This is a genomic window from Gottfriedia acidiceleris (assembly GCF_050457485.1).
Lineage (GTDB): Bacteria > Bacillota > Bacilli > Bacillales > Bacillaceae_G > Gottfriedia > Gottfriedia acidiceleris_D.
Genome location: NZ_JBCMJM010000016.1, coordinates 351,744 through 378,365, shown reverse-complemented (window position 1 = coordinate 378,365; position 26,622 = coordinate 351,744). Strand labels below are relative to the sequence as shown.

Sequence of the window (26,622 nt, the reverse complement as noted above, 5' to 3'; positions counted from 1 at the left end):
AAGGATGATAAAAATGAGAAAGTTTCTTTTTGCATCTATTGCAGTGATCGTTGTAGTTTTTCTTCTTGTCTATATTGGAATTAATATGACTTCAGAAGATAAAGTTGTGAAAATTACTGATAAAAATAAAAATCAGCAATTAACTAAAATGATCTCAAAAATAAATATTTCGAATGCAAAACCAATTAAAGGTCAAATTGACTTAAGTACAGCTGATGTGGCAAGTGAACTCCCTGATATATCTAAATTTCCTGTAACCGTAGATAATACGACTGATAGTTTTGTTGAAATTTTTTCATCTACTGAAAAATCAAGTGATGGGAAAAATGGTTGGTTAAACGAAGTCGCAAATAAGTTTAATGATGCAAAATTTAATCTAAATGGTAAGCAAGTATCTGTAAAAATAAGAAACATTGCATCTGGTACTGCAACAGACTTTATAAAATCAGGTAAATATGTTCCTGATGCTTTTACACCGTCAAATGAACTTTGGGGTCAAATGATTACGTCAAGTGGTGTTAAAACAGAAACCGTCTCCTCGCGATTAGTTGGAAATGTTCCTGGTATTGTCATTTCAAAGTCAAAATATAATGAGTTAATGAAAAAGTATAGTAGAGTCGATCCGAAAACAGTCATCGAGGCAATGACCAAAAACGAACTATCAATGGGATATACCGATCCATTTACTAGTTCAACAGGATTAAATTTTTTAGTTACGACTTTAAATTCCTTTGATTCAAAAGATGTATTAAGCGATACTGCTGTGAGAGGGTTTGAAAGCTTTCAAGCAAATGTACCATTCACTGCTTCTACGACTCTACAAATGAGTGATGCAGCAGAATCAGGCGTTCTAGATGCATTTGTTTTAGAATATCAAACATATGTAAATTCACCTGATTTGAAAAATAGTTACGAATTTATACCATTTGGAGTGCGTCACGACAGTCCACTTTATGCTTTAGGGAATTTACCAAAAGAGAAAATGGATATTTTGAAAAAATTTGCTGAATTTACTGGTCAAAATAATCTTCAATCAATTGCAAAACAAGATGGGTTTAACGGGTTGAACAACTACAAATCAGAGCTTAAAACGATCGATGGGGATACTTTAAGTGCTGCACAGAAACTTTGGAAAGGTAAGAAAAATACTTCAAATCCAATTGCTGCGGTTTTTGTAGCAGATGTTTCAGGTAGTATGGATGGCAAACCATTAAATGAGCTAAAAGAATCACTACTTAAAGGTCAAAAATATTTAGGAAGAGATAATAGTATTGGTCTAATCTCTTACTCTGCCGATGTTACGATTAATCTTCCAATTGCAAAATATGATGCAAATCAACAGTCAAAATTTGTTGGTGCAGTATCTAGCCTCGATGCTAGCGGAGATACAGCAACAAACGATGGAATCCTTGTAGCAATTAATATGCTAAAAGATGAAATGAAAAAAAATCCAAATGTTAGACCGCTCATTTTTGTCCTAACCGATGGCGAGACCAATCATGGGAATTCATTGAAGAATGTAAAAGGAATTATAAAAGCATATAAAATTCCAATTTATACGATTGGTTATAACGCCAATATTAAAGCGCTTGAAAGTATTTCGAATATTAACGAAGCTGCAAATATTAATGCTGATTCAGATGACGTAATCTATAAAATTCGTAATCTCTTTAATGTTCAACTTTAATTAGTAGGAGGATTTAAGAATGTCATTTTCTATGCAAGTTGTAAATGAAGAGGAAATCAAGGCAGTAATAGAAGAGCAAGTAAAGCCTGTTCCAGAGGAAATAATGAAATTAAAAGCAACCGCGGATGCAAATGTAGCGATGATTATGGAAATAGATACTGTTTCAAAAGAAACATACGAAAAACGAAAGGAAATTCTTCAATCAATTGAATCATTTGGATTACAGACGATGAAATCTTCTTCGAATAAAAATTCTCTTCTAAAGGTTTCACTTGGTCAACTTGCTAAAAGTGGAGACGAAGGAGGGCAAGTTGCAAAAGGATTATCAGAGCTCCAAGTTCAATTAAAGGATTTAGATCCAAGTGTAATAAATTTTTCAAAGTCGGGTTTTTTAGGTAAGTTATTTAATCCTATTCGTTCATATTTTCAAAGATTTGAAAAAGCAGATGTCGCAATTGCAGATATCGTAAAGTCTCTTGATAAGGGGAAAAAAATTCTTGAAAATGATAACACGACATTAGAGCATGAACAATTATCACTTCGTATGCTGTCAAAAACGCTAGAAAAGGAAATTCAACTTGGAACATTAATGGATGAGTCCATTGAAAACCAGATTGAAAAAGCAAAAATCGAAGGAGAAGATCAAGAAAAGGTTAAATTTATCACAGAGGAAGTTCTTTATCCGTTACGACAACGAGTAATGGACCTACAGCAAATGTTAGTTGTCAATCACCAAGGAGATATGTCATATGAGGTTGTTATACGGAATAATCGTGAATTAATTCGTGGTGTTGAACGTGCAAAAACGGTAACGATTTCTGCACTAAATACAGCTGTAACGGTAGCAAGTGCTCTTTATAATCAAAAAATCGTTTTACAAAAAATCACTGCTTTAAATCAAACAACAAATACGATTATTGAAGGTACTTCTAGATTATTAAAGGAGCAAGGAGTTGCAATCCAAAAGCAAGCGATGGAGTCAGCGGTTTCTGTTGAAACACTAAAAACTTCATTCACAAACGTCATATCAGCGTTTGAATCGATTAGTACATTTAAGCAAGAAGCTTTGCCAAAAATGCGTCAAACAATCCTACAATTTCAAGAATTAGCGGAAGTTGGTTCTCAACAGATTCAAAGACTTGAAAAAGGGGATCGAATCGGATTATAGGTATGATGAATTGAAAAAACTAAGATTCCTTTGATCTTAGTTTTTTGCTTTTTCAATCTTATTAATAAATTTAATGCACTTTGAACATTCATGATTAAAATTTGTAATAATTTAGAAACCATTAGGACATTTCAGTTGCTTTATAACACTTTTATTTTATTTCGCTCTCATTCGTTTAAGATCTTCTTTAGGTGGAAAACCGAATAACCGAGAGTATTCCCTACTGAACTGAGAAGGACTCTCATATCCTACTCGGAATGCTACTTCTTGTGCATCTGAAGATTCGGACAGTAATAAAAGTCGAGCTTCCTGCAATCTTAAGTGCTTCTGAAATTGTAGAGGACTCATTGCGGTTACATCTTTAAAGTGTCTATGAAGGGAAGAAACACTCATATTTGCTATTTCTGCAAGCTCTTCAATTCGTAAAGACTTGTAAAAATTCGCTTTAATTTGTTCAATAACTTCACTTATTCGATTAGTAGTGCTACCTTCGATGGCAATTTGTTGTAATATACTCCCATTTTGTCCACGCAATACTCTGTAGAGAATTTCTTTTGTAAAAATAGGTGAAAGAATTTGAATATCTTCAGGCGAATCTAATAAACGAGCCAATCTAATCACTGCATCTAAAATTGAACCCTCTAATTCGTTGACAAAAATCGCTCGTTTTGCATTTTCCTTTGAATTAGTGGGAATTTCAGTATCCGTTAAAATTTCTAAGATTTGACTTGGATTAAATTCAAGTTTTAAAGCTAGATATGGAACACTTGGTGTAGCTTCAATAACTTGACCTGTAACTGGTAAATCAACGGATGCTACTAAATAATTTCCAGGGCCATATTTAAAACTTTCATTACCTAGTAATAATTCCTTTATACCAGAAACAACTATACATAGAGACGGTTTATAGACCCTATATTTAGGATCAGTAATATTAGACTCCCGAATGAAAAATAACGACTTAATTGAGGTTTCGTTAACACCTTCTTGATTAGTATTGCGATCAATAATTTGGATTAGTTCGCTTAGATAGGAAACGTTCATTTCAGACATATAGTCCTCCTTGCTTACTTTATATTAAAAGAAAAAAATTTTCATAGGATATGTAATTGTGAGAGGATTAGGCAATTATTTAGGAGGAATGAGTTAACGAACACTGCTTATTATAATGCATAATTAAGTATATCAAACATATCTTCAAAACTATAATATTATCATTTTATCTAAAATTTAAAACCCATAAAGGGAGAGATTGTTATGAAACTAATTGCATTAGACTTAGATGGTACAACACTCAACACTAAAAAAATAATAAGTGAAGAAACGTTAAACTCGATTAAAAAAGCTCAGGCAGCAGGGCATATCGTGATGATTTTATCCGGGCGTTCACCAAGCTCAGTAAATGATGAACTTTTAAAGTATGGCTTAAATTGTCCAATTGGAGGCCATAACGGAACTGCATTATATGTGAATGGTAATTTAATTGAATTAAATTCTATAGGGAGACCTCAAGTGCAAAAAATTGCCTTAGAAATTGAGGAAGAAGTTTTACCATACAATATTTCTACGAATAAGGGAATATTTGCCCCAAGTAATTGGGATAAACGATTTAAACAAGTTGTTTCATCTGGGTGTGTTCCTAAAGAATACTTCGCAAACAGACACTTCAAAATGTTTACTACACCTCCAAATGTATATGGGCATTCGTTTTTTAACAAAGTTCATGAAATAATTGATAATGAGGATTTTACGATCCAAAAGTTTCTTATTTTAACTCTTGATCCAAAACAAATGGAGCGACTTGAAAAGAAATTAAGATTCATAGATGAGATTTTTGTTACGAGTGCCTCACCTTTTAATCTTGAGGTTACACATATAAATGGAAATAAAGGGTATGGTTTAAAAGCAATGGCATCATATTTTAATATTCCTTTAGAAAATACAGTAGCTATTGGAGAGGAAAAAAATGATCTACCGATGTTAAATATAGCCGGATTATCAATAGCTATGGGGAATGCTGAAGAAGAAGTAAAGCTCTCAAGTGATGTTATTACTTTAAGTAATGATGAAAATGGTGTTGCATATGCATTCAAAAAATATATTTTTACAGAGTCTAATGTACTATAATAGTAAAGAAATCTAAATACATCTAAATATGCAATGTTTTCCTTGGTTAAATGTGTGAGTATATAACTTTTTCCAAGGTTGTTTTTATTTGTCTATTTAAACCAATCGATTAAAATATAGAAAGGTAAGGGGGAGGAAATTTTGGTTAGACGGATAAAAGATCTATTTTCCATTAAGGGGTATAGTTTATTTGTCATCTGTTTGTTATTTGTAGGGATAGGACTTTCAATCACAACTCCTTATTTATCATTGTATTCTACAAAATATATAGGGATGAGTTCTGGAGCATTCGGTATCTTCATGGCTGTGATTTCATTAAGTGGTGTTTTAGTTAATACATTTATTGCTGAGCGTTCTGATCGAGGGATTGACAGAAAATGGATTATTATGATTGCAATGATATCATCAGCAATAGGTTATGCATCGTATTTAATATTTCATAACTACTATTTATTATTAGTTTTTGTTGCTTTATTTAATGGATTAGGTGCAGCGGCTATGCCACAAATTTTTGCATCCGCACAGGAATCAGCAAACGCAAGTTTATCTAAAGATAAGACTTTAGCATTATCAACTTTACGATCGCTTATTTCTTTAGGATTTTTAATCGGACCATTAGTAGGTACTTTAATTTTAAGAGCAAAAGGTTATCATGGGCTTTTTTGGGGAACTTCTAGTATTTATGTAATGATTACACTACTAGTATTCTTCTTCTTAGAAAAGAGAAAGCCAGTTCAGAACAATATAAAAAAGAAAAACAAGACAAAAGTCACGGCCACTAAACGCAAACAACTTAGACTACCATTTATAGCTTTTATCTTATTATTTGCAGTTAGTTCGATAAATTGGATCAACACACCTCTTTTTATCGTCAATGAGTTACATGGTACTAATACAGATGTTGGATTAGTCGTAAGCTTATGTGCTGGTTTAGAAATTCCAATCATGCTTGTGTTGGGAGTACTTTCTAAAAAAATCTCAAATCATGCATTGATGATCTACGGTTGCTTTATTGGTTTACTCTATTACTTAATCTTAAGCATTTCTACCCATACATGGGAGTTAATCATTGCACAGTTGCTACAGGCAACATACATCGCGATCGTTATGGGGAATGGTATAAGCTATTTTAACGACCTATTACCAAATTCACCCGGCTTTTCTGCATCAATTTATGCGAATTGCTCGACAATCGGAAGTTTAGTAGGAAACTTAGGCGGAGGTCTATTTGCACAATTAGCAGGTTTTCGAAATGTTTATTTACTTTGTATATTGTTTGTAATTTGTTCACTCTTTATATTATGGAAATCAAAAAACAATGTGGAAATGGAAATATCGACAGGTCATAGTCAGTCTGTGTAGTTGATTTATTGTCGGTGAGCTTCACAAAATATTGAGAATTAAAATTTCTATTTAAAACCCGACAGAAACGAACTTGACGAATGATCAAGACCTCGCCCTTTGGAAAGCTAGCATCCTGAAATGGAAATCAACATCACTATACTCCAAGGAAATTTGAAAATTAATTGACAAGATTGTTTTTCAACAGCGTGAAAACGAGCTATAAATATAGCTCGTTTTTTTACATTTTGGCAATAAGAATTAAGATGATATATTACATATAGATCGAATTAAATAGTATTAAAAAAATGAGTCGTATGTGAGGATAAAAAAATGAATGAAACTACAAATATATTAATTGTTGAAGATGATGAAGATATTAATCGATTACTTTGTGATATTATCTACAAAAACAGATATAATCCAAAATCTGCCTATTCTGGGACTGAAGCACTTATTTATTTAGAAAGTCAGAAGTGGGATCTGGTTTTATTAGATTTGATGCTTCCAGGATTGTCTGGAGAAGAATTATTAAGAAAAATAACAGAGGAAAGTAATATCCCGGTCATAATCATCTCAGCAAAGCTTGAAATGAAAACAAAAGTAGATATTTTAAGGGGTGGAGCGGATGATTATATTACGAAACCATTTGATATAGAAGAGGTTTCGGCAAGAATTGAAACTTGCTTAAGAAGATATCGTCGATTGGCTAATGTACCAATAATCAATCAAATTCAATACAAAGATCTTGTTTTAGATACAGATTCAAAAAAGGTGTCTGTTGGCGGAAATGAGTTAAAATTAACGGCCATTGAATACGAGATACTGTGTTTATTCGTAACTTCTCCTAAAAAGGTTTTCACAAAAGCTAATTTATTTGAAAGTGTTTGGAATGAGGAATTCTATGGAGATGATAATACAATAAATGTACATATGAGTAATATTAGAAGCAAGCTTAATAAAGCCAATCCAAATGAAGAGTATATAGAAACGATTTGGGGAATGGGTTACAGACTTAAAACTTAAGGTTTTCTTAAGAATTGACTTAAGACATTCTTATGTTTTCCTTCTTATAGTTACAAGTATAAAGTGATTTCAATTGGATTGTAAATTAAATATCTGTTTGGACGAGCTATGAGAGTTAATGATAAGGAGGGTAACTTATGAATGAATATGTACTTAAAACAAATCAATTATCTAAGAAATATCAAAATAAATTGGCCCTTAATAATGTTAATTTATCAATTAAAAAGGGATCTATTTATGGATTTATTGGACAAAACGGTGCAGGAAAATCTACTTTAATACGCTTGATTACAGGTTTAGGGTATTCGTTATCTGGCTCCTTTGAACTATTTGGAGAAAGCAATGAACGAGGATTAATTGAAGCAAGAAAAAGAGTTGGGACAATTATTGAGGGTCCTGCGTTATATCCACATTTAACAGCAGCTGAAAATTTAGAAGCACATAGACTTTTAAAAGGAATTCCTGGGAAAGAATGTATCAAAAAAACACTTAGACTAGTTGGTTTAGAAGATACAGGTAAAAAGAAGGCGAAAAATTTTTCCCTAGGGATGAAGCAAAGACTTGGACTTGCAATCGCGTTATTGGGGGATCCTGAATTTTTAATATTAGACGAACCAATAAATGGACTTGATCCCATGGGCGTTGTGGAAATACGCGAATTACTTAAAAAGCTTAATCAAGAGTATGGAATTACGATTTTAATTTCCAGTCATATTTTAAGTGAACTACATTTATTAGCAACTCATTACGGTATCATTCATAATGGAGAGCTATTAGAAGAACTTTCAATTAAAGAACTTGATGAAAAATGTAAACACTTCTTGCATATTAAAGTTGATAACCCAAACAAAGCTGCAACTGTGATTGAAAGAAACTTTAATACTTATAATTTTGAGGTATTACCGGACGGCTCGATCAAGTTATTTGAATATGTTGATAGACCAAGAGAGGTATCGAAGGCACTAACTAGTGAAGGTTTAATAATCGAGCAATTTATGCCTATGGGAGAAGATTTAGAAGCGTATTTTACAACTCGCATCGGGGGTGTAAAACGTGGGTAATCTATTGAAAACAGAACTGTATAAATTAAAAAAAGATCGTTCATTTCGAACATTACTCTTAATTTTAATTCTATTCTCTTTATTGTATCCTTTTACAACAAATATAGATTCAGCATCAAAACTTTCATTAGATGAATATTATACTTATAATATTTTAAGTATAAACAACGATATTATAAAATTATTACCGTGTATTTTTGCAGGTTTCTTTATAACAAGTGAATTTTCTAACGGAACAATGAAATCGATTGTTTCTTCGGGAAATAGTAGATTACGAATTTATTTTTCAAAGTTGACAGTGTTTTCTATTGGTTCAGTCATAATTTTATTAATACTACCAATTTTTATGATGACGACTGCAGCACTTCATTTTGATTTTAATGGTTCAACTAATTGGATGTTTATTTTTAAAACATACGGTTTATTAATAATTTATGGCGCCGCATTTGCTTCAGTCATGACGATTATTGCTACAATTTTTACTGACAATGGTAAAACAATCGGATTTTTATTGATGTTTTTTGCTTTAATTAATTCTTTATTAAGTTTTATAGGTTCTAAATTAACTTTTCTTAAAACAATCATTAAAAATTCAGTATTTATGCAATTTCCAAACATATATAAAGTCAATCAGTTAGATCATAGAGAAGTGTTTACCCTCATTTTTGTTCCAATTTTGACATTTATTGTACTAGGTATTTTAGGAAGTTTACTATTTAGAAAAAAAGAAATTAAGTAAGATCGAAAGTGGGTGAGTTTTATGAAATATATAACAATAAGTGTTATCATTCTTTTTTCATATTTTCTCACCCGTTATTTTTTGTTAAAAAAAGAGATTAAAAGAACTACTCTGCAATTACAAGCTCTTAATAAAAATACAATTGAAAAGAAAATTGACATTCAGTTTTTTGATAAAGACATTGAAATTCTTACTGCAGAAATAAATAAGCAAATTGATCTAACAAGAAAGTCTAAAGCAGAAAAACGTTTAAGTGAAAATGAATTAAAACAGGCAATTTCATACATCTCGCATGATATACGAACTCCAATGACGTCGATTTTAGGATATATTCAATTTTTAGAATCAGATGAAATAACGTCAGATAAAAGAAGAGAATATACAAATATCGTTAAAAATAGTGCACGAAGATTGAAGGTCTTGCTAGAAGACTTTTTTGAACTCTCTATCATAGATCAAATTGATTATCCAATGAAAGTTGAAAAAATAAAATTAAATCAATTGATTCTAGAAGTATTATTAGGATTTTACGAAGAATTTAATAATCGGAATTTAGAACCAATTATCGAAATTCCGAATATTGAAATGATTATTATGGCTGATTCATCTGCAGTAAAACGTGTCATAGAAAATTTAATCATGAATGCGATAAAACACTCCAGTGGAAATATAAATATCCACCTTGAAAAATTAAGTAAATCCATTCAATTATCAATTAGTAATTCAGTTGACGAGTTTAATGAAACTGATTTACACCGTATGTTTGATCGTTTTTATAAAGCAGATCAAACTCGAACCGGAAAAGGCACAGGCCTTGGTTTGCCGATTGCTAAAAGTTTAATGGAGAAAATGAATGGAAATCTAACTGCAGAGTTTAGAGAGAATCGATTATATATGAAATGTGAATGGTTTTAGAGATAAAGTTAAAGATACAAAATATATTTGATTAAAGGTTAAGCCTCTTCGTGGTTGGGACTTAACCTTTTTTATTGAGTGAATATTTTAAGTAAACAGTCTTAGATAAATCTATTTTTAGCTGTATCGTGTACACCCAATCATTTTTATCTTGGTTCCTATATTCAGTCTTTAAATGGGACTTTAAGCTTAAAAATTATTTAAATGAAAAGGATGAGCTATCTTGACTTTAAATTTAACACTTATGAATAATCAAGATTTTCAGAGGTTCCTAGTAATAGCAACTGTGAATTTTGCGAATGATAAAGTGAAAAATGGAAGTTGGAAAGAAGAAACAGCTTTAGAACAATCTAAGGCAGCTTTTCAATCTTTATTGCCAGAAGGTGAAAATACTGAAAATAACTTTTTGAAAAACATTGTTTTAAATGAACAAACGATTGGTTATATTTGGTATTCTATTAACATAAAACAAGAGCTAAATTATGCTTATTTCTATGAAATTCTTATTTATCCAGAGCATAGAGGTCAGGGATATGGTAAAGAAGCGATTAGTAAGTGTATAAAAGAAATTAATGAATTAGGAGTAGATGACGTATGGCTACATGTTTTTGGTCATAATCAAGGAGCATTGAATCTCTATCAACAACTTGGATTTGAGATAACTGATTATAACTTAAAGGTTAATACTTCTCGTTTTAAATAAAATTAAAAGAATAAATTAAAAGTTTGAAAGGAGCTGATCGACATTCAGCTCCTTTTTTCAAATGTTGTACTGTAATTATTTAAATCTGTTTGTCGAGATATTGAGATAGAACCCTCAATCCAGAATTTAAATCATCAAAAGATTGGGTAGAAGAAAGTGCAATACGTAAATACTTTTCAGAAGAAGATTGTCCACTTAGAAAACGATCAGAATGAAACACACGTACACCTAGTTTTTTCAAATCTGCTTCTAAGTTTACCCCATTACTATGACTATGAATTGGAAGCCAACGGTAAAAACTAAGCGGATGACCAATCTTATTTACAGGGAAATAGGATGAATAAATATCGTTTACAGTTTCAGCTAATTGTTTCTTTTGTTGAACGATTTCATGCGCTTTTCCTGATAAGATCAACTCAGTAATTACTTCCACATCAAGTGATGATGTTTTTACGTTAAGATTAAAAATAGCCTTCAAAATTTTTTCGCGTAATGCGTCCCCAAAAACCATGTAAGCAACTCTTAATCCAGAACAGATGGACTTTGATGTACCACATATGTATACGCTTTGTTCTGGAAGTAGATTATACATTGGTTGTTTATAGTCAGAAATTATTCCTGCAGTTATAAATGCATGTATATCATCTTCGATTAAAATTAAACGATGCTTCCTTATTACGGAAGCTAGTTCAAGTTTTCGAAAGTCAGAAATCATTATAGTAGTTGGGTTACTACAAGAAGGCATTAGGAATATGCCATGTATATTTAATTGGCTACATTGTTTTTCAAGTTCATCCGGCAGCATTCCAAACTGGTCGCAAGGAATAGGTATTAATTGAATGTGCAACGTTTTTGCCAGTTCAATAAAATTTGAAAAGGTGTAAAAATCGGTTGCAATTCGATTACCTGGCTCAAATAAACTAGCCAAAGCAAGGACCAAAGCATTTTGAGTACCAGACGCAATTGCTATATTATCTTGTTTTGCTTTAATACCAAAAGCCTCCATCCAGTTTAGTGCTGCTGCTTTCTGATGTGGGATACCGGTGGGATCATTGTAATTTAATAATTGATCTAAATAACTTTTACTGACTACTTTCTGAATTGCTTCAGTCACAATATTATTCGTTTGTTCAAAAGAAGCTACAAAGCCAAGATCAATACTATTGGCTGTTTTATCTGTTGAAATCGTTATTGAATGAGCTGCATTTGGAGCAACAAAAGTTCCACTTCCTGTAATCGCATAGATTAAACCTTTTACTTCACATATTTTGTAGGCTCGAGTAATAGTCGTAAAGTTTAAGTCCAGAAAATCAGCTAATTCACGTTGTGGTGGTAACTTTGTACCTGGTGCTAGAAAGCCATTTATAATATCTTGTTCTAGTTGTAGTGCAATCGAATGATAAAAAGGACGTTTTAAAGTCTTTTTGTCGGGTTTCCAAGACATCGGATAATTTTCAAATGAATTTACTGGCATATGGGCATTGTTCACCTCTAATCTATAATTCCATACAATTATATCATTTTTGTATGGAATTAAAAAAATATGATTATCTTACAGGTGAGTGGGAATTTAAGTGAATTAACTATAAACTGTACTTGATTTAATTTTTAGAAAATTGTAATCCATACAATTATTTCATTTTTTGTATGGATTCTGTATGTTAAATTATAATAAATTTAACGATACAGGATGTGAAAACTATGAAAAAGGGGAACAAACTTTGGATGGCATTTCGCTTTGCCTTCCCACACACGATACCCATTTTTGCAGGATTTTTATTTTTAGGGATAGCATATGGGATTTTTATGAACTCTTTAGGATTTAGTGCTATTTATCCAATTTTGATGGGGCTAACAATTTTTGCTGGATCTATGGAATTTATTGCAGCAAACTTATTACTGATGAGTTTTAATCCAATTAACGCACTGTTACTAACTTTAATGGTGAACGCGCGACATTTGTTTTATGGAATCTCAATGTTAGATAAATATAAAGGCACTGGAAAGAAAAAAATCTATCTAATTTTCGGTCTATGTGATGAGACTTTTTCAATAAATTATACTGCTGATATACCAGAAAGCGTGGATAAGAGATGGTTTATGTTTTTTGTTACATTCCTTAATCATCTGTATTGGGTAATTGGTGCATCAATTGGAGGAATTTTTGGATCACTTGTAAAATTCAATACTAAAGGGCTTGAATTCGTAATGACTGCCCTTTTTGTTGTTATATTCATTGAGCAGTGGAAAAAAGAGACAAAACACATTAGTGCAATAACAGGGGTTAGTCTTTCATCTATTTGTCTTATTATTTTTGGTGGAGATCATTTCATTATTCCTGCGATGCTTTCAATTCTTGTTACACTTAGTGTACTTAGAAAACCATCTAAGAAAGTCGAGGTGTCGGTATGACGATGAATATAACCCAGCAAATTATTACAGTATCAATGGTTGTTTTAGGCACAATGCTTACAAGATTTCTTCCATTTATCATTTTTCCACCGGGGAAAACTACACCGATTTATGTACAGTATCTAGGTAAAGTCCTACCGTCTGCAGTAATTGGACTATTGGTCATTTATTGTTTTAAAAATGTAAATGTACTTTCTGGTACTCACGGTATTCCAGAGTTTATTTCAGTATTTATTGTTGCGATTCTCCATTTATGGAAGAGAATGATGCTTCTTTCGATCGCGGGAGGTACGATTGTTTATATGATTCTTGTACAATTAGTTTTTTAACTAAATAGGGGGGAAATGATGAAAAATTATAGATGGAGTAATGAACAAATTAGAAACCAAGTAAGCGTTCTTGAAGGAGTAATTAATCCACATATCATATTAAAAAATGCAACGTATTTAAATTCATATTTAAACCAATGGTTACTTGCGAATATTTGGGTTTATCAGGATCGGATTGTTTATGTAGGAGAAGCTCTTCCGGAAAATTTAAATGAAATTGAAGTAGTTGATTGTGAAGGGCAATACTTAGTGCCAGGTTATATTGAACCTCATGCTCATCCTTATCAGCTCTATAATCCTCTTACTTTAGCAAAGCATGCAGGACAGTTCGGTACAACAACATTAATAAACGATAATTTAAAATTATTCTTAGAATTGCCTAGTCATGCTGCGTTTAATTTATTGAATGATTATAAAAATATCCCATCAAGCATGTATTGGTGGTGCCGTTTCGACGCACAAACTGAATTTCCAAGTAATGATGAGTTATTTAATTCGAAAGATGTTTTGTCTTGGCTCGAAAATGAATTAGTATTACAAGGTGGAGAACTAACTGCGTGGCCAAAGCTATTAAACGGTGACAACCAAATGCTTACCTGGATACAGGAGACGAAGAAGCTAAATAAGAAAGTGGAAGGGCATTTTCCAGGAGCTTCAGAACGAACTTTAGCTAAGTTAATGTTATTAGGTGCAGATTGTGATCATGAAGCAATGACAGGAAAAGAAGTACTTACGCGTTTAATGCAGGGCTATATGGTTTCATTAAGACATTCTTCAATAAGACCTGATTTAGAAGTGCTTCTAAAAGAAATTAATGAACTCGGCATTCAAAAATTTGATCGTTTTTTCTTTACGACTGACGGTTCACATCCTTATTTTTATGAAAAAGGAATGACTGATGAACTAATAAAAATAGCAATCCGTCATGAAATACCGTTAATTGAAGCATATAATATGGCAAGTTATAATGTAGCTTGCTATTATAATATGGAACATTTACATGGTTCAATTGCCACGGGAAGAATTGCAAATATTAATTTACTAGAAAGTAAAGAAAACCCAACACCTAAAAGTGTTTTAGCAAAAGGTAAATGGATCAAGAAAGACGGGAACCTTATCAATCAATATTTGCCGATCGATTGGGAGAAATATCAATTCTGTAAACTAGATTTAAAGTGGACTTTACTAAAAGATGATCTGAGTCTTTCAAGCTCATATGGTATAAATTTAATAAATAATGTTATTACAAAACCATATGAAAGTATGATTGATGTAGAATGTGATGAATTATCATACGAAAATGATGAATGTTTTCTTTTAATGGTTGGAAGAGATGGTTCTTGGAGATTAAACTCGCTAGTAAAAGGATTTGCTCAACATATGGGTGGATTTGCAAGTTCTTATTCTGGTACTGGAGACATTTTAATCTTAGGGAAAAGAAAATCCGATATGTTGAAAGCTTTTGAAAGAATGAAAGAAATAGGTGGTGGCATGGTACTAGTTGAAGAGAACAAAGTTGTTCACGAAATATCTTTAGCTTTAAAAGGTAGCATGTCTGATTTAGATATGGACAGTTTAATCCAAATTGAGAAAAAAATGATCAGATTGTTAAAAGAAAAAGGATATAAATACGACGATCCTGCGTTTACATTATTATTCTTTTCCGCAACTCATTTACCATTTATTCGATTAACTCCAAGTGGTTTATATGATGTGAAAAATAAAGAAATTCTAGTTTCTCCAACAAAAAGGCAAACTGCACATTAGAGAAATAAGATTGAAAAAAATGTAATACCTTAACAAAAAAACATAAAATATAAAGCTGTATCTTAGGCATGAATCAGAAAATTAATCTGATTCATGCCTTTTTATTTGTTTGAGGTTGATTACCGAATTCTCATCTAACGTACCAAACGATCGAATTCTTTTGGATAAATTAGTACAGACATAAATAATGATTAAGAAATTCTCACATTTTGCAATATTTTTTTATTATAAATTACTTTTTACGCTTTATTTATTTAAACTCACAATAATGAAAAGAAACAAAGAAGTGCATACTAATCAAGATAATTTTAGAATAGAAGATTTATCTAAAATAATTCAAGTTTTTAGCGAAGGGATGAAAAATTTTGTGGATTATTTAAATAGAAGAAACGAAAAAAATAAGAAAAATAATATCCATAATTTCACGATAAATCCCAAAGGAAACATTAATGAAAACTTGGAAATCATAGAATCAATCTTTCCTACTTCTGACCTTGTAAAAAAAATCTTAATGATTGATGGCAAGCCTGCACTTTTAATTTATTTATCTGGTCTAGTAAATGTTCAAAAAATTGATTCATTTATTGATAATATTATTTCGGAAAAAAAAGATTTCGAGATATTCGTAAATAATAATACAGAAAGTACGATTCGAATTGCTAAAATCGAAAAATCAGTATTAGATGGTAAGAGTGTTTTATTTTTAGATGGTGTCTCATCTGCTTTTATTTATTCCACAGAGAATCCACCTCAAAGGTCATTCATGCCACCAAATATCGATAATTCGCTGAAAGGTTCAAGAATTTCTTTTGTTGAAACGTATCAAACTAACATTGCTTTACTCCGCAGATTTATTCAAAATAGAGATTTTCGAACAAAACAAACTGAAATAGGAAATGAGAATAAAAGTATCGTGTCAATTGCTTATTTAGATCATGTAGTTGATGAGAATCTCTTATTATCTGTAGAGAATAGAATTTCAGAAATAAAAGTAGATTCAGTGTTAAATGCAAATCAGTTGGCTCAATTAATGGAGAGAAATCAATTCTCACCATTCCCACAAATCTTAACGACGGAAAGACCAGATGAAGCGGCTTCAGCTATTTTAAAAGGAAAAGTCGTTCTAATATTAGATCGTTCATCTGAAGTCATTATTTTACCTTCTGAGTTCATATCTTTTTTCACAAGTATTGATGATTATTCTTCTAGAACTTTAGTGGCTTCATTTAATCGTCTACTTAGAATAGTGGCATTCCTTATAACACTCTATCTACCTGGACTTTATATCGCAATTGTATCGTTCGACTATGAAGTAATTCCATTGAAATTACTTTTCTCAATTGGTGAATCACGTGCACAGGTCCCATTTGATCCTCTTTTTGAAGCAATTATTATGGAAATTACATTAGAAATGCTTAGAGAAGCTGGAATACGATTACCTGCACCAATTAGTACAACAGTAGGAGTGGTTGGAGGAATTGTAATTGGCCAAGCTGCGGTTCAAGCGGGTATTGTAAGTAATATTATGGTTATCGTTGTTGCATTGACAGCTATCTCTTCTTTTATTATTCCTAAATACGAAATGGCATCAAGTTTACGTATATTAAGATTTCCAATTATGGTAATGGCATCATTATTTGGTATTTTTGGGCTTGTAATAAGTACGATGATTCTACTCGTACACGGTTTATCATTAAAGAGTTACAATACTTCGTATACTTCACCACTATCACCGCTTATATTTAATCAGCTAAAGGATACATTTATACGAATGCCATTAAACTATCTTTGGAAAAATCAAAATAAGAACGTTAAAAAGGGTTAAGTGAAAATTGGATGTGATTAGTATATGAATGGTACAAAATTGAAAATTTCATACTATCAATTTGTTCTAATAATATTTGGTGTACAAGTAGGAATTGGGATGTTATCTCTCCCACGAAATTTAGCTGAAAAAGCAGGATCTAGCAGCTGGATTTCAATCTTATTCGGAGGTTTAATCTCTTCATTACTTAGTATGTTCTATATAAAATTAAACCAAAAAGTTCCACACGAAGATCTTTCGTCTTTAATTACTATTTATTTAGGGAAAATACTTGGAAAGATATGTCTATTAATACTATCAATCTTTTTCTTATATGCTGCTTATTTAGTTTTAATGTTATCTGTATTATTTGTTCAATCATATTTACTTCAACATACTAGTGCTTATATCATATTGTTCTTATTTCTGATCCCGACTTATCAATTAGTAATTGGAGGTATTCATTTAATTGCAAAATATATTGAAACGATCTTTCCACTAATTATTTTTTTCATAGTTATGCTATTTTTAACATTAAAAGAGCCAAACGTAAAAAATCTATTACCTATTATAAAAGAAGGTTGGCTTCCTATTTTAAAAGCTGTACCTACAACGACAATGTCATTTTTAGGTATTGAAATAATATTCTTAATCTATCCATATTTAGATAAAAAGGAAAAAGCAATGAAAGGCGTAATTATTGCAAATACGATGACTACGTTTACATACTTATTTGTAACAATCATTAGTTTTGTGAATGCTAGCCCAGATGAAATATTAACTATTTTTTCACCAGTTATTGCTATGTTAAGTATTATAGAGTTTCAATTTTTAGAGCGAATGGATGTAATCCTATTATCATTATTATTTATGGTCATTTCAAAAACATGGGTTACATATTTTTGGGCCGGATTGGACGGATTTAATAAGCTATTTAAAATAAAAAAATTTCCACTTTTTGTTTTGATTATTTTTGGCATAGTCACCATTAGTTCTTATCTATTCATTCCAACCTTTAAAGTAATTGGTTTTCAATTAAAAATACTATCTTACACAGGGCTTATCGTTATTATAGGATTACCTTTAATTTTATGGGTAGGTGGAATAGTAAATAAAGATAAGTTTAGGGTGACAACAAAGTGAAAAAGTTTGCCAAATGTTTGTTAATAGTTATGTTATTAATTGGATTAACTGGTTGTAATGATAAAATTAATATTGAAGATATTACAATAGCACTCTTATGGGGGATCGATATAGATCAGCAAGGTGAAGTTATTATTTATATGGCAAGTCCTGTTTTTAGTAAAGATGCTAAAGAAAAAAATGAACATTTTAAAGTTAAAAGTTTATCATTAAGGGAAGCTAGAGATTTTATAGACACAAAAGCAGTAGGAATCACATCTGGTGGAAAGGTACAAACTGTATTAATCGGTAAAAAAGTAATTGAACAAAAAAACTGGTATTCCTTATTAGATTTATTTTACCGAGATCCAAAGATGCGTCTTAATGCTGATCTAGTAGTTGTTAACGGTTCTGTTTCAGATATTTTTGAATTTAGACCAAAAGATAAACCAAGATTATCAATATTTATTGCGCAGTTAATAAAAACAGCAAATTTTAGAAACGTCTCTGTGCGAACTTCATTGCGGTATTTTTACAAAATGAATTTAGAAAAAGGTATAACTCCTTTTGTTCCAGAATTGACTTTAAAAGATAACGCTTTGGAAGTCAGTGGTACTATATTATTAAACAATCAAAATGAATATCGAAGGACTCTATCATTAAAGGAAACAATGCTATTAATAATTTTACAGGATAAAATTGTAGGTCAATTAACTATGTGGTTAAATGGAAATCAATATAAAAAAAATGAAAATACAATTTCGAATAACAGTATCAGTTTTTATATTAATGATATAAAAAGGAATGTTAAAAAGAAATTTCATGATGGTAAATACGAATTTAATCTAAATCTCAAACTACCGATTGTTATTACAGAATCTCCAATAAAATTAACTGACAATTCGGAAGGAAAGTTAATAAAAGAAATAGAAAATGATTTACAAAAAGAACTAAATTTTTTCGTTAAATCCCTCCAAAATGACAAGGTGGATCCAATTGGCCTCGGTCTTTTTGCTAGATCCTTTAAATACTCTGAATGGAAAAAAATAGAGGATAATTGGGCTGGTGCATTTCAACAATCAAAAATAAAGCTTAAGGTTAAGGTTATTTTGGTTGATAAAGGGATATCAATGTAAGGATTTATAATAAAAAAAGAATGAATAATGAAAAAATCATTTTTTGTGAAGAAGTTAAGTAAAAAAGGATTTTAGGTATTTTATCTATTTACAATTAAATAATCTGGATGAAGAAAGTGCCTATAAGAGGAAAACATAAGATTACGTTAAGTCTCAGAAAGAAGATGAATTTTGTATTCTACAGGTTCATCTTTTTTATTTTACACAACTCCATTTAGAAACTTTGAGCTTTTATTTAGCTATTATTTAATTTTTTTTGAAGTAAAACCAAATGCTAAACTTTAAATATTTTATTTTTTAATTCTCTTTACTTTTTAATATACTTCTTGATACAATAGCTTTCCGTCTGAAAATTCGGCTATTTATTTACAAAAAGGGGGTAGAAAAATGTCTACACAACAATTTAAAGAAGAACTTCAGTATTTAAACACAATTTTATCTGAAATGGAACGGCAGCTATCGAAACTAGAAGGGATTCCCGTTTACACTGGAAGTGATGTAACCGAACAAGTACTTGAAGGAATTCGAGAAACAAATCGAAGAAATCTTCGCTTAGCTAAAAACGAACCTTATTTTGGTAGAATGGATTTTCAAGAGGAACATAAAGAGTCGGTACCAGTATACATAGGAAAAGTAGGAATATCAGAACAAGCTACTGAAAATCCATTGATAATTGATTGGCGTGCTCCAATTGCTAGTATGTTTTATTCGTTTACAGGAGGGGACGATCCTGCTTATTACGAATCGCCTGAAGGTATTATCGAAGGTATAATCTATTTAAAACGAAATATAGTAATCCGCAAAAAAAATCTCCAACGTGTTGTAGATACATATGTAAAAGGTGATCAAGATGTATCAACTACTGATGATTTTCTTCTTTATCGATTAAGTGAAAACAAAGATAATCGCTTGAAAGATATTGTATCTACTATTCAATCTGAACAAAATGATATTATTCGTTCATCCAAAAATACACCTTTAGTCATTCAAGGAGTTGCAGGAAGCGGAAAAACGACTGTTGCGCTTCATCGACTTGCATTTCTGATTTACCAATACCGTGAAACATTAAAGGCTGATAAAATGATTATTTTTGCACCTAATAATATGTTTCTAGATTATATTTCAAACGTTCTTCCAGAATTAGGTGTAGGTGGCATTCAACAAACAACATTTTCGGATTGGGCATTAAATACCCTCGACCATGAAGTAAAACTAAAGGATTCATCAGAAAACCTAAACAAATGGTTCGCAACTGGTGCTAACCGTCTTGAAATCAATCATAATAGTCCAGGGAAATGGAAAGGCTCAACTCATTTTATGTCATATATTGATCGATGTTTGGATATGTATGAAGCCTCCGCAGTACCTGAAAATGATTTCAAACCATGGAAAAACAAAATGATTGATAAAGAAACACTTAAACATTGGTTTAGTATTGAATATAAACATTATCCACTTGCTAAACGGAGAGAACGCATTGTTGCAAGGCTTAAGAAATGGATTGATAATGAGCTAAAGATTATAGAAGAAACAAATAAAAGAAAAGAGAAAAAGAAAAAAGCTACTCAATATTTAAATTCTTATATGAAACAATGGCCAAAGCATACTGCACTTTCTTTCTATAAATCTCTATTCACTACAACAAAGGGTGCTTCTATTGTAGACGAAATACCAGCAGATATTACTAAATCTACATCTTTAAATTGTAAAAAGAAAGAGATGGATCAGGAGGATTTGGCTCCGCTAGTCTATATTCACAATCGTCTTTTTGGAATTGAGTCAAAGCAAAAGTTCCATCATGTAATAGTAGACGAAGCGCAGGATTTTTCACCTTTCCAAATTGCATTATTAAAGCAAATGACGGTTGGAAATTCGTTTACCATTCTCGGCGATTTATCTCAAGCCATTCACGAGTATCAAGGGATTAATACTTGGGATGAATTTTTAGAGGTATTTAATGAAAAAGAAGTAACCTATTACGAGTTAAATAGAAGCTATCGTTCTACAATGGAAATCATTCATTTTGCGAATGAGATAATAAAAAAAGCAAATATACCAGTTAGCTTAGCAAATCCAGTATTTCGAAGTGGAGAACAAGTTAAAATACAAGAAGTAGATTATACAAATCGAATTCAAGTAATCATTAAGTCCATCCATCAATTAAAAAAGGATAAAATGGATACAATTGCAATTATTGGCCGTACAGAGGATGAGTGTGCAATTTTACATAGTGAATTATCTACAGCTGGAGAAGAAGTATCCTTTATTCATTCAAAACAGAGAAAATACGAAGGTGGAATTTCAGTAGTACCAGTGTATCTTTCTAAAGGACTTGAATTTGATGCGGTACTTCTTGTCGATGTAGATGATATACATTATGAACAAACGAAACAAGACGCTAAGTTACTTTATGTTGGATGTACTCGAGCACTTCACAATTTGATCGTATTATATTCTGGAAACAAATCTCCACTAATTGGAAAATCACCACTTCAGACTGTTTAAATTCAATGTTTATTATTTTAATTCAATTATTTAATGCAAATTTACAAATGAGCATCGATTATACAGATCGATGCTTTTTTATATTGACTAGAATGAACTTTCTAAAACTCTAGACTCATAATTTATTAAAACAGATAGAAAATCCTTCTGTTTTTGGCAATGAATTTCCTAAAATATGGTAAATCTTGCTCATTTCAACAAGATTAGTAGTCTATTAATATTGAAGTATTAAATAAAAAGTAGGTGATCATCATCGAGACAAAACAAGAAGTCGTATTGTGTTTGAAGGATTTAAAAAAGGACTATGGTGCAAAATCGGTTTTAAAAGGAATTGATTTAACTGTTCATCGTGGACAAATTATTGGTTATATTGGACCAAATGGTGCAGGTAAAAGCACGACTATAAAAATTTTATTAGGACTAGAAGGAAATTACTCTGGGAATGTTGAGATTTTTGGGGAAAAAATTTCAGATCAGAATGTTGATTACAAGAAAAAAATTGGGTATGTTCCAGAAATTGCTGAACTATACGATAATCTTACAGCTAGAGAGTATTTAACATTCGTTGGCGAGTTATACGGAATGGAATTTGATGAAGCTGATGAGAAGGCTATGAAGTTAATGAAGGTATTTGGTTTGGAGGAAGTTTACTTATCGCGAATTGCTTCTTTTTCAAAGGGGATGAGGCAAAAAGTCCTAATCATTTCAAGTTTAATACATAATCCTGACCTATTGTTTTTGGATGAGCCACTTAGTGGGCTTGATGCAAATAGTGTAATGGTATTTAAAGAAATTCTAGACATTTTAGCTGCCAATGGAAAAACGATTTTTTATTCATCTCATATTATGGATGTAGTAGAGAAAATAAGTAATCGAATTATTTTGATCAATGATGGTAAAATCGTAGCAGATGGTAGTTTTAAAGAATTAAAGGAGCAAAATGAAGAAGGATCATTGGAACAGATTTTCAATCAACTTACAGGATTTAATGAACATCAAGCTTTAGCTGAGGAATTCGTATCCATTGTTAAAGGGGGATAATTATGAAGGATTACCCTATGTTAAAAATCTTAGATTTTTTTCGTCCACTATTTGAATTGTTTGGTGTTGAATATCCAATCATGCGTAAAATTCTAGCAGTGAAATTAACAATGGATAGTCGTAGGACACCGACCATTTTTAATCAAAACAACAAGAAAAAAAACAAAGAAGAAGAAAACGGAATTACAAAATCTTTAGGAATTTATGCTTTGCTTAGTCTGATGCTCATTCCATTAGTGCTTTTTGGAAAAAGTTATGTATATGAAATGAGCGCTTTTTTTGGCATTATTATGTTCCTCATTATGACATCAATGATCTCGGATTTTTCAAATGTCTTACTTGATGTGAAGGACAAGGGGATTCTTCATACAAAACCAATTGGAAAAAAGACGATAACTGCTGCAAAAATGGTACACATATCAATCTATCTTTTATTAATAACTACATCAATTACAGCTTTACCAGTAATAGTTGGGACATTTAGACATGGATTTTTATTCTTAATATTGGCGATTGTAGAGTTACTTCTCGTCAATTTATTTATTGTTGTATTAACATCGATTGTCTATTATTTCATATTAAGATTTTTTGATGGTGAAAAGTTAAAAGATATTATCAATTACGTTCAAATCGGACTATCAATTTCGATCGCTGTAGGTTATCAACTTGTTGGTAGAGCATTTAGTCTTGTAAATCTAGATATGTCATTTTCGCCAACTTGGTATCATTTTCTGATTCCACCTATTTGGTTCGGTGCGCCATTTGAGTTGATTTTAAATCGTAACACAAGTACATATCTTATTGGATTTTCTATTTTAGCAGTAATAATCCCTATTATTGCAATCATGTTCTATAGTTTATTGATCCCATCCTTTGAGAAAAATCTTCAAAAATTATCAAATAATAGTGGCATTAATAGAAAAAAAGACAGTAAGTGGAAGAATTGGCTGTCTAGAGTATTTTGCAGTAATAATGAAGAAAAGGTATTTTTTAGATTTGCAGATAATATGATGCGAAACGAGAGGGAATTCCGTTTAAAGGTTTATCCATCATTGGGATTATCACTCGTTCTCCCATTTGTTTTTCTATTTAATCAATTACAAATTTCTTCCTATCATCATATCGTTTCAAGTAAGAGTTATTTAACGATTTATTCGTCCTGTTTAATAATTCCGAATGCCATTGCAATGCTAAAATATTCCGGGAAATATAAAGGAGCCTGGATCTATAAAACAGCGCCAGTATCAAACCTCGCACCATTATATAGTGCAACTTTAAAAGTATTTATCGCAAATCTCTATTTTCCTGTCTATTTTATTTTAAGTTTAATTTTTATCGGAATCTTTGGTATTAAAATAATTCCTGATCTATTAGTTGTCTTTGTAAGCTCGATTTTATATACAGTTATTTGCTCAAACTATCTTAAAGGATCACTTCCATTTTCAGAGTCGTTTGAGGATGCCAGCCAAAATTCTGGTATCAAAATAATGATTGCCTTAGTATTAGGGGGCATATTGGCATTAATTCATTGGGGGATAACATTTATTCCATTTGGAGTAATGATTTACTTAGTCTTGCTAATTATTGTGACTTTCTTTTCATGGAAGCAAGCTTATAAAACGATTTGGAATTTTTGAAACGAAGAAATGTAGATTATTATTTATTACTTAAAAAGTAGAAGGCACAATGCTTTCTACTTTTTATATTTTATTTCTTGGGTATGATAAATGAGTGAGTTGAGCAATTAAATAGAATTTTTAAAATGATTGGGATAATATGGGATTGTAACTTATAAAAAGTTTGTGAGAGGACGTTGACTATGTCTAATTTATTCAAACCATTCAAATACAAAGGATTAGAATTAAAAAATCGTGTTGTAATGCCACCTATGTGTCAATATTCAGTCCATTTAAAAGATGGGATTCCAACAGATTGGCATTTCGTTCACTATACTTGTCGTGCAATCGGAGGTACGGGTTTAATCATTATTGAAATGACAAATGTTGAAGATCGAGGCCGCATTTCAGATTATTGCCTAGGAATTTGGAGTGATGAACATATACCGGCATTTAAGCGAATTATCGATGAATGTCATAAATATGGTGCAAAAGTTGCGATTCAAATTGCTCATGCAGGACGTAAAGCTGAAGATGCTCCAATTCCAGTGTCCTCTTCACCGAACACATTTAACGAGAAATCAAAAACTCCACATGAGTTAACAACTTTAGAAGTGAAAGAAATGGTTGAAAAGTTCAAAAAAGGTGTAGAGCGCGCGGTTCTTGCAGGAGTAGATACGATTGAACTTCATGGAGCACATGGCTATCTCATTCACCAATTTGCATCTGCTTATACGAATCAAAGAACAGATGAATATGGACAAGATAAATTTTTATTTGGAAAAGAAGCCATTAAAGCAGCTAAAAGTGTAATGCCAGCTGACATGCCACTTATTATGCGCATTTCTGCGTTAGAATACGTGGATGGAGGCTATGGACTAGATTATTCTGTCGAAATGGCTAAAGCATTCCGTGATGCGGGTGTCGATATCTTCCACATTTCATCCGGTGGTGAAGGTCCAATCGGTTCGGGAGGCAGACCTGGATCTCATCCTGGATATCAAGTCAAATTGGCTGAACAAATAAAGAAAGAAGTAGAAATCCCTGTCATTGCAGTTGGGAAATTAGATGATGCAAATCTTGCAGAATCTGTACTTGGCAATCAAGAAGCGGATTTAATCGCTGTTGGTCGTGGGATGCTAAGCAATCCTTATTGGGCTAATGAAGCTTCAATCCTTCTTGATGGAAAACCTTTGACTCCAAAACCTTATGAGAGAGCATATTAAGAATAAAATAGTAGAAAAGTACGCTGATTAATCCGCGTACTTTTTTAATGAGGCTATAAAAAACTTGGATAGTTTCTAACTAGACTTTATTTAGAATTTACTTCATCAAAAAATGGTTTGTTCGCAAAATAGTACATAACTGCCATCATAAATTCTCCACCAATAAGATTTCCAATTGTTACAGGAATTAGATTTCGAATAATACCTGATATAGAAATAGTGGTAGGATGATCAATTACAAGTGCAATTGCAAAGGAGCACATATTGGCAATACTATGCTCGTAACCGGACATAAAGAAACAAAATACAAATAACATCATCGCAGTAATTTTTGTTAGATTTTCAGTTTCACCAAAAGACATTGGTATGAAAAAGGCAAGACACACGAGCCAATTACACAAGATACCTCTTGCGAATAAATGAAAAATAGAATTATCTATTTTATGTTCGACAACTGATAATAGAAATGCACTGGAGTCAGGAGCATCAAAAAGTCCAGTAGTATAAATGATAAAAGCAAACAGACATGCCCCTAATACATTTCCTACATAACTATATACCAGGAGCTCAAAAACTTTAGGCCATTTCATTTTATCTCTCAATGCAGCATAAGTGTAATAAAATGTATTCCCAGTAAAGAGATCTCCACCTCCATACCAAATCAACACAATAGCTGCTCCAAATGTTAATGCGGCAATTGGGTAAGCAACAGGAGAATTCACTAAGAAAAAGCCATTCCCTGTTTTAAAAGCTACCATTACACCGAAACCAATAAACATACTTGCAAGCATACTTCTTAATACGTAGCGGAGATGGCTTTGGTCAAATATTCTTTGTTTCTTTAAGGCTAACTTTTCTACTTCTAATAGCGGTTTTACTTCCATCAAATCACCTCTT

General features: G+C 31.6%; 22 protein-coding genes. 19 read left to right on the top strand and 3 right to left on the bottom strand.

All coding sequences use genetic code 11. The annotated features are described in order from the left end of the window. Nucleotides 1-4 precede the first annotated feature (4 nt). Nucleotides 5-1,687, top strand: a complete 1,683-nt coding sequence (locus ABEY15_RS17400; RefSeq protein ID WP_429891401.1) for a VWA domain-containing protein — start codon at nucleotides 5-7, stop codon at nucleotides 1,685-1,687. Between the two features lie 19 nt (nucleotides 1,688-1,706). Next, nucleotides 1,707-2,855 (top strand): toxic anion resistance protein, encoded by a 1,149-nt coding sequence (locus ABEY15_RS17395; protein WP_429891400.1) that lies wholly within the window; start codon nucleotides 1,707-1,709, stop codon nucleotides 2,853-2,855. Between the two features lie 156 nt (nucleotides 2,856-3,011). Here the strand turns inward: ABEY15_RS17395 and ABEY15_RS17390 are convergent, their stop codons facing one another. Beyond that, nucleotides 3,012-3,908, bottom strand: a complete 897-nt coding sequence (locus tag ABEY15_RS17390) for an AraC family transcriptional regulator (RefSeq protein ID WP_429891399.1) — start codon at nucleotides 3,906-3,908, stop codon at nucleotides 3,012-3,014. A gap of 204 nt (nucleotides 3,909-4,112) precedes the next feature. Here ABEY15_RS17390 and ABEY15_RS17385 point away from each other — a divergent pair, with 204 nt between their 5' ends. The 7 genes from ABEY15_RS17385 (at nucleotide 4,113) to ABEY15_RS17355 (ending at nucleotide 10,767) form a co-directional block, all read left to right on the top strand. Next, on the top strand, nucleotides 4,113-4,982 hold the full coding sequence (locus ABEY15_RS17385) for a Cof-type HAD-IIB family hydrolase (protein ID WP_429891398.1): 870 nt from the start codon (nucleotides 4,113-4,115) through the stop codon (nucleotides 4,980-4,982). Between the two features lie 141 nt (nucleotides 4,983-5,123). Then, nucleotides 5,124-6,344 (top strand): sugar efflux transporter, encoded by a 1,221-nt coding sequence (locus ABEY15_RS17380; RefSeq protein WP_429891397.1) that lies wholly within the window; start codon nucleotides 5,124-5,126, stop codon nucleotides 6,342-6,344. 312 nt (nucleotides 6,345-6,656) lie between these two features. Further along, nucleotides 6,657-7,349 (top strand): response regulator transcription factor, encoded by a 693-nt coding sequence (locus tag ABEY15_RS17375; protein ID WP_429891396.1) that lies wholly within the window; start codon nucleotides 6,657-6,659, stop codon nucleotides 7,347-7,349. A gap of 137 nt (nucleotides 7,350-7,486) precedes the next feature. After that, nucleotides 7,487-8,410, top strand: coding sequence for an ATP-binding cassette domain-containing protein (locus tag ABEY15_RS17370; protein WP_429891395.1), 924 nt, complete (start codon nucleotides 7,487-7,489; stop codon nucleotides 8,408-8,410). Then, complete coding sequence (locus ABEY15_RS17365) at nucleotides 8,403-9,149, top strand: ABC transporter permease (protein ID WP_429891394.1); 747 nt, start codon at nucleotides 8,403-8,405, stop codon at nucleotides 9,147-9,149. The genes ABEY15_RS17370 and ABEY15_RS17365 overlap by 8 nt, the downstream gene beginning before the upstream one ends. A gap of 21 nt (nucleotides 9,150-9,170) precedes the next feature. After that, nucleotides 9,171-10,064: a sensor histidine kinase gene (locus tag ABEY15_RS17360; RefSeq protein ID WP_429891393.1), complete on the top strand. Its 894-nt coding sequence runs from the start codon at nucleotides 9,171-9,173 to the stop codon at nucleotides 10,062-10,064. 223 nt (nucleotides 10,065-10,287) lie between these two features. After that, the gene (locus ABEY15_RS17355) at nucleotides 10,288-10,767 is read left to right on the top strand and encodes a GNAT family N-acetyltransferase (protein WP_429891392.1); all 480 of its coding nucleotides are present in this window, start codon (nucleotides 10,288-10,290) and stop codon (nucleotides 10,765-10,767) included. A gap of 79 nt (nucleotides 10,768-10,846) precedes the next feature. Here the strand turns inward: ABEY15_RS17355 and ABEY15_RS17350 are convergent, their stop codons facing one another. Further along, complete coding sequence (locus ABEY15_RS17350; RefSeq protein WP_429891391.1) at nucleotides 10,847-12,241, bottom strand: PLP-dependent aminotransferase family protein; 1,395 nt, start codon at nucleotides 12,239-12,241, stop codon at nucleotides 10,847-10,849. A 227-nt stretch (nucleotides 12,242-12,468) separates the two neighbouring features. Here ABEY15_RS17350 and azlC point away from each other — a divergent pair, with 227 nt between their 5' ends. The 10 genes from azlC to ABEY15_RS17300 all read left to right on the top strand — a co-directional run bounded on the left by azlC (nucleotide 12,469) and on the right by ABEY15_RS17300 (nucleotide 25,725). Then, the gene (azlC, locus tag ABEY15_RS17345) at nucleotides 12,469-13,179 is read left to right on the top strand and encodes an azaleucine resistance protein AzlC (RefSeq protein WP_429891390.1); all 711 of its coding nucleotides are present in this window, start codon (nucleotides 12,469-12,471) and stop codon (nucleotides 13,177-13,179) included. Continuing rightward, the gene (locus ABEY15_RS17340) at nucleotides 13,176-13,508 is read left to right on the top strand and encodes a branched-chain amino acid transporter permease (RefSeq protein ID WP_429891389.1); all 333 of its coding nucleotides are present in this window, start codon (nucleotides 13,176-13,178) and stop codon (nucleotides 13,506-13,508) included. The genes azlC and ABEY15_RS17340 overlap by 4 nt, the downstream gene beginning before the upstream one ends. An 18-nt stretch (nucleotides 13,509-13,526) precedes the next feature. Further along, nucleotides 13,527-15,275 (top strand): adenine deaminase C-terminal domain-containing protein, encoded by a 1,749-nt coding sequence (locus ABEY15_RS17335; RefSeq protein WP_429891388.1) that lies wholly within the window; start codon nucleotides 13,527-13,529, stop codon nucleotides 15,273-15,275. A gap of 367 nt (nucleotides 15,276-15,642) precedes the next feature. Further along, nucleotides 15,643-17,100, top strand: coding sequence for a spore germination protein (locus tag ABEY15_RS17330; protein WP_429891387.1), 1,458 nt, complete (start codon nucleotides 15,643-15,645; stop codon nucleotides 17,098-17,100). 24 nt (nucleotides 17,101-17,124) lie between these two features. Next, on the top strand, nucleotides 17,125-18,222 hold the full coding sequence (locus ABEY15_RS17325; RefSeq protein ID WP_429891386.1) for a GerAB/ArcD/ProY family transporter: 1,098 nt from the start codon (nucleotides 17,125-17,127) through the stop codon (nucleotides 18,220-18,222). Beyond that, nucleotides 18,219-19,337 (top strand): Ger(x)C family spore germination protein, encoded by a 1,119-nt coding sequence (locus ABEY15_RS17320; protein WP_429891385.1) that lies wholly within the window; start codon nucleotides 18,219-18,221, stop codon nucleotides 19,335-19,337. The genes ABEY15_RS17325 and ABEY15_RS17320 overlap by 4 nt, the downstream gene beginning before the upstream one ends. Nucleotides 19,338-19,724: 387 nt before the next feature. Continuing rightward, nucleotides 19,725-21,842, top strand: coding sequence for a HelD family protein (locus ABEY15_RS17315; protein WP_429891384.1), 2,118 nt, complete (start codon nucleotides 19,725-19,727; stop codon nucleotides 21,840-21,842). A 282-nt stretch (nucleotides 21,843-22,124) separates the two neighbouring features. Then, the gene (locus ABEY15_RS17310; protein WP_429891383.1) at nucleotides 22,125-22,883 is read left to right on the top strand and encodes an ABC transporter ATP-binding protein; all 759 of its coding nucleotides are present in this window, start codon (nucleotides 22,125-22,127) and stop codon (nucleotides 22,881-22,883) included. A gap of 2 nt (nucleotides 22,884-22,885) precedes the next feature. After that, complete coding sequence (locus tag ABEY15_RS17305; protein ID WP_429891382.1) at nucleotides 22,886-24,520, top strand: hypothetical protein; 1,635 nt, start codon at nucleotides 22,886-22,888, stop codon at nucleotides 24,518-24,520. Nucleotides 24,521-24,702: 182 nt separating this feature from the next. Next, entirely contained in the window at nucleotides 24,703-25,725 is a 1,023-nt protein-coding gene (locus ABEY15_RS17300) for an NADH:flavin oxidoreductase/NADH oxidase (protein WP_429891381.1), read from the top strand. Nucleotides 25,726-25,811: 86 nt separating this feature from the next. Here ABEY15_RS17300 and ABEY15_RS17295 read toward each other — a convergent pair whose 3' ends face one another. Next, complete coding sequence (locus ABEY15_RS17295) at nucleotides 25,812-26,609, bottom strand: formate/nitrite transporter family protein (RefSeq protein ID WP_429891380.1); 798 nt, start codon at nucleotides 26,607-26,609, stop codon at nucleotides 25,812-25,814. Nucleotides 26,610-26,622 lie beyond the last annotated feature (13 nt).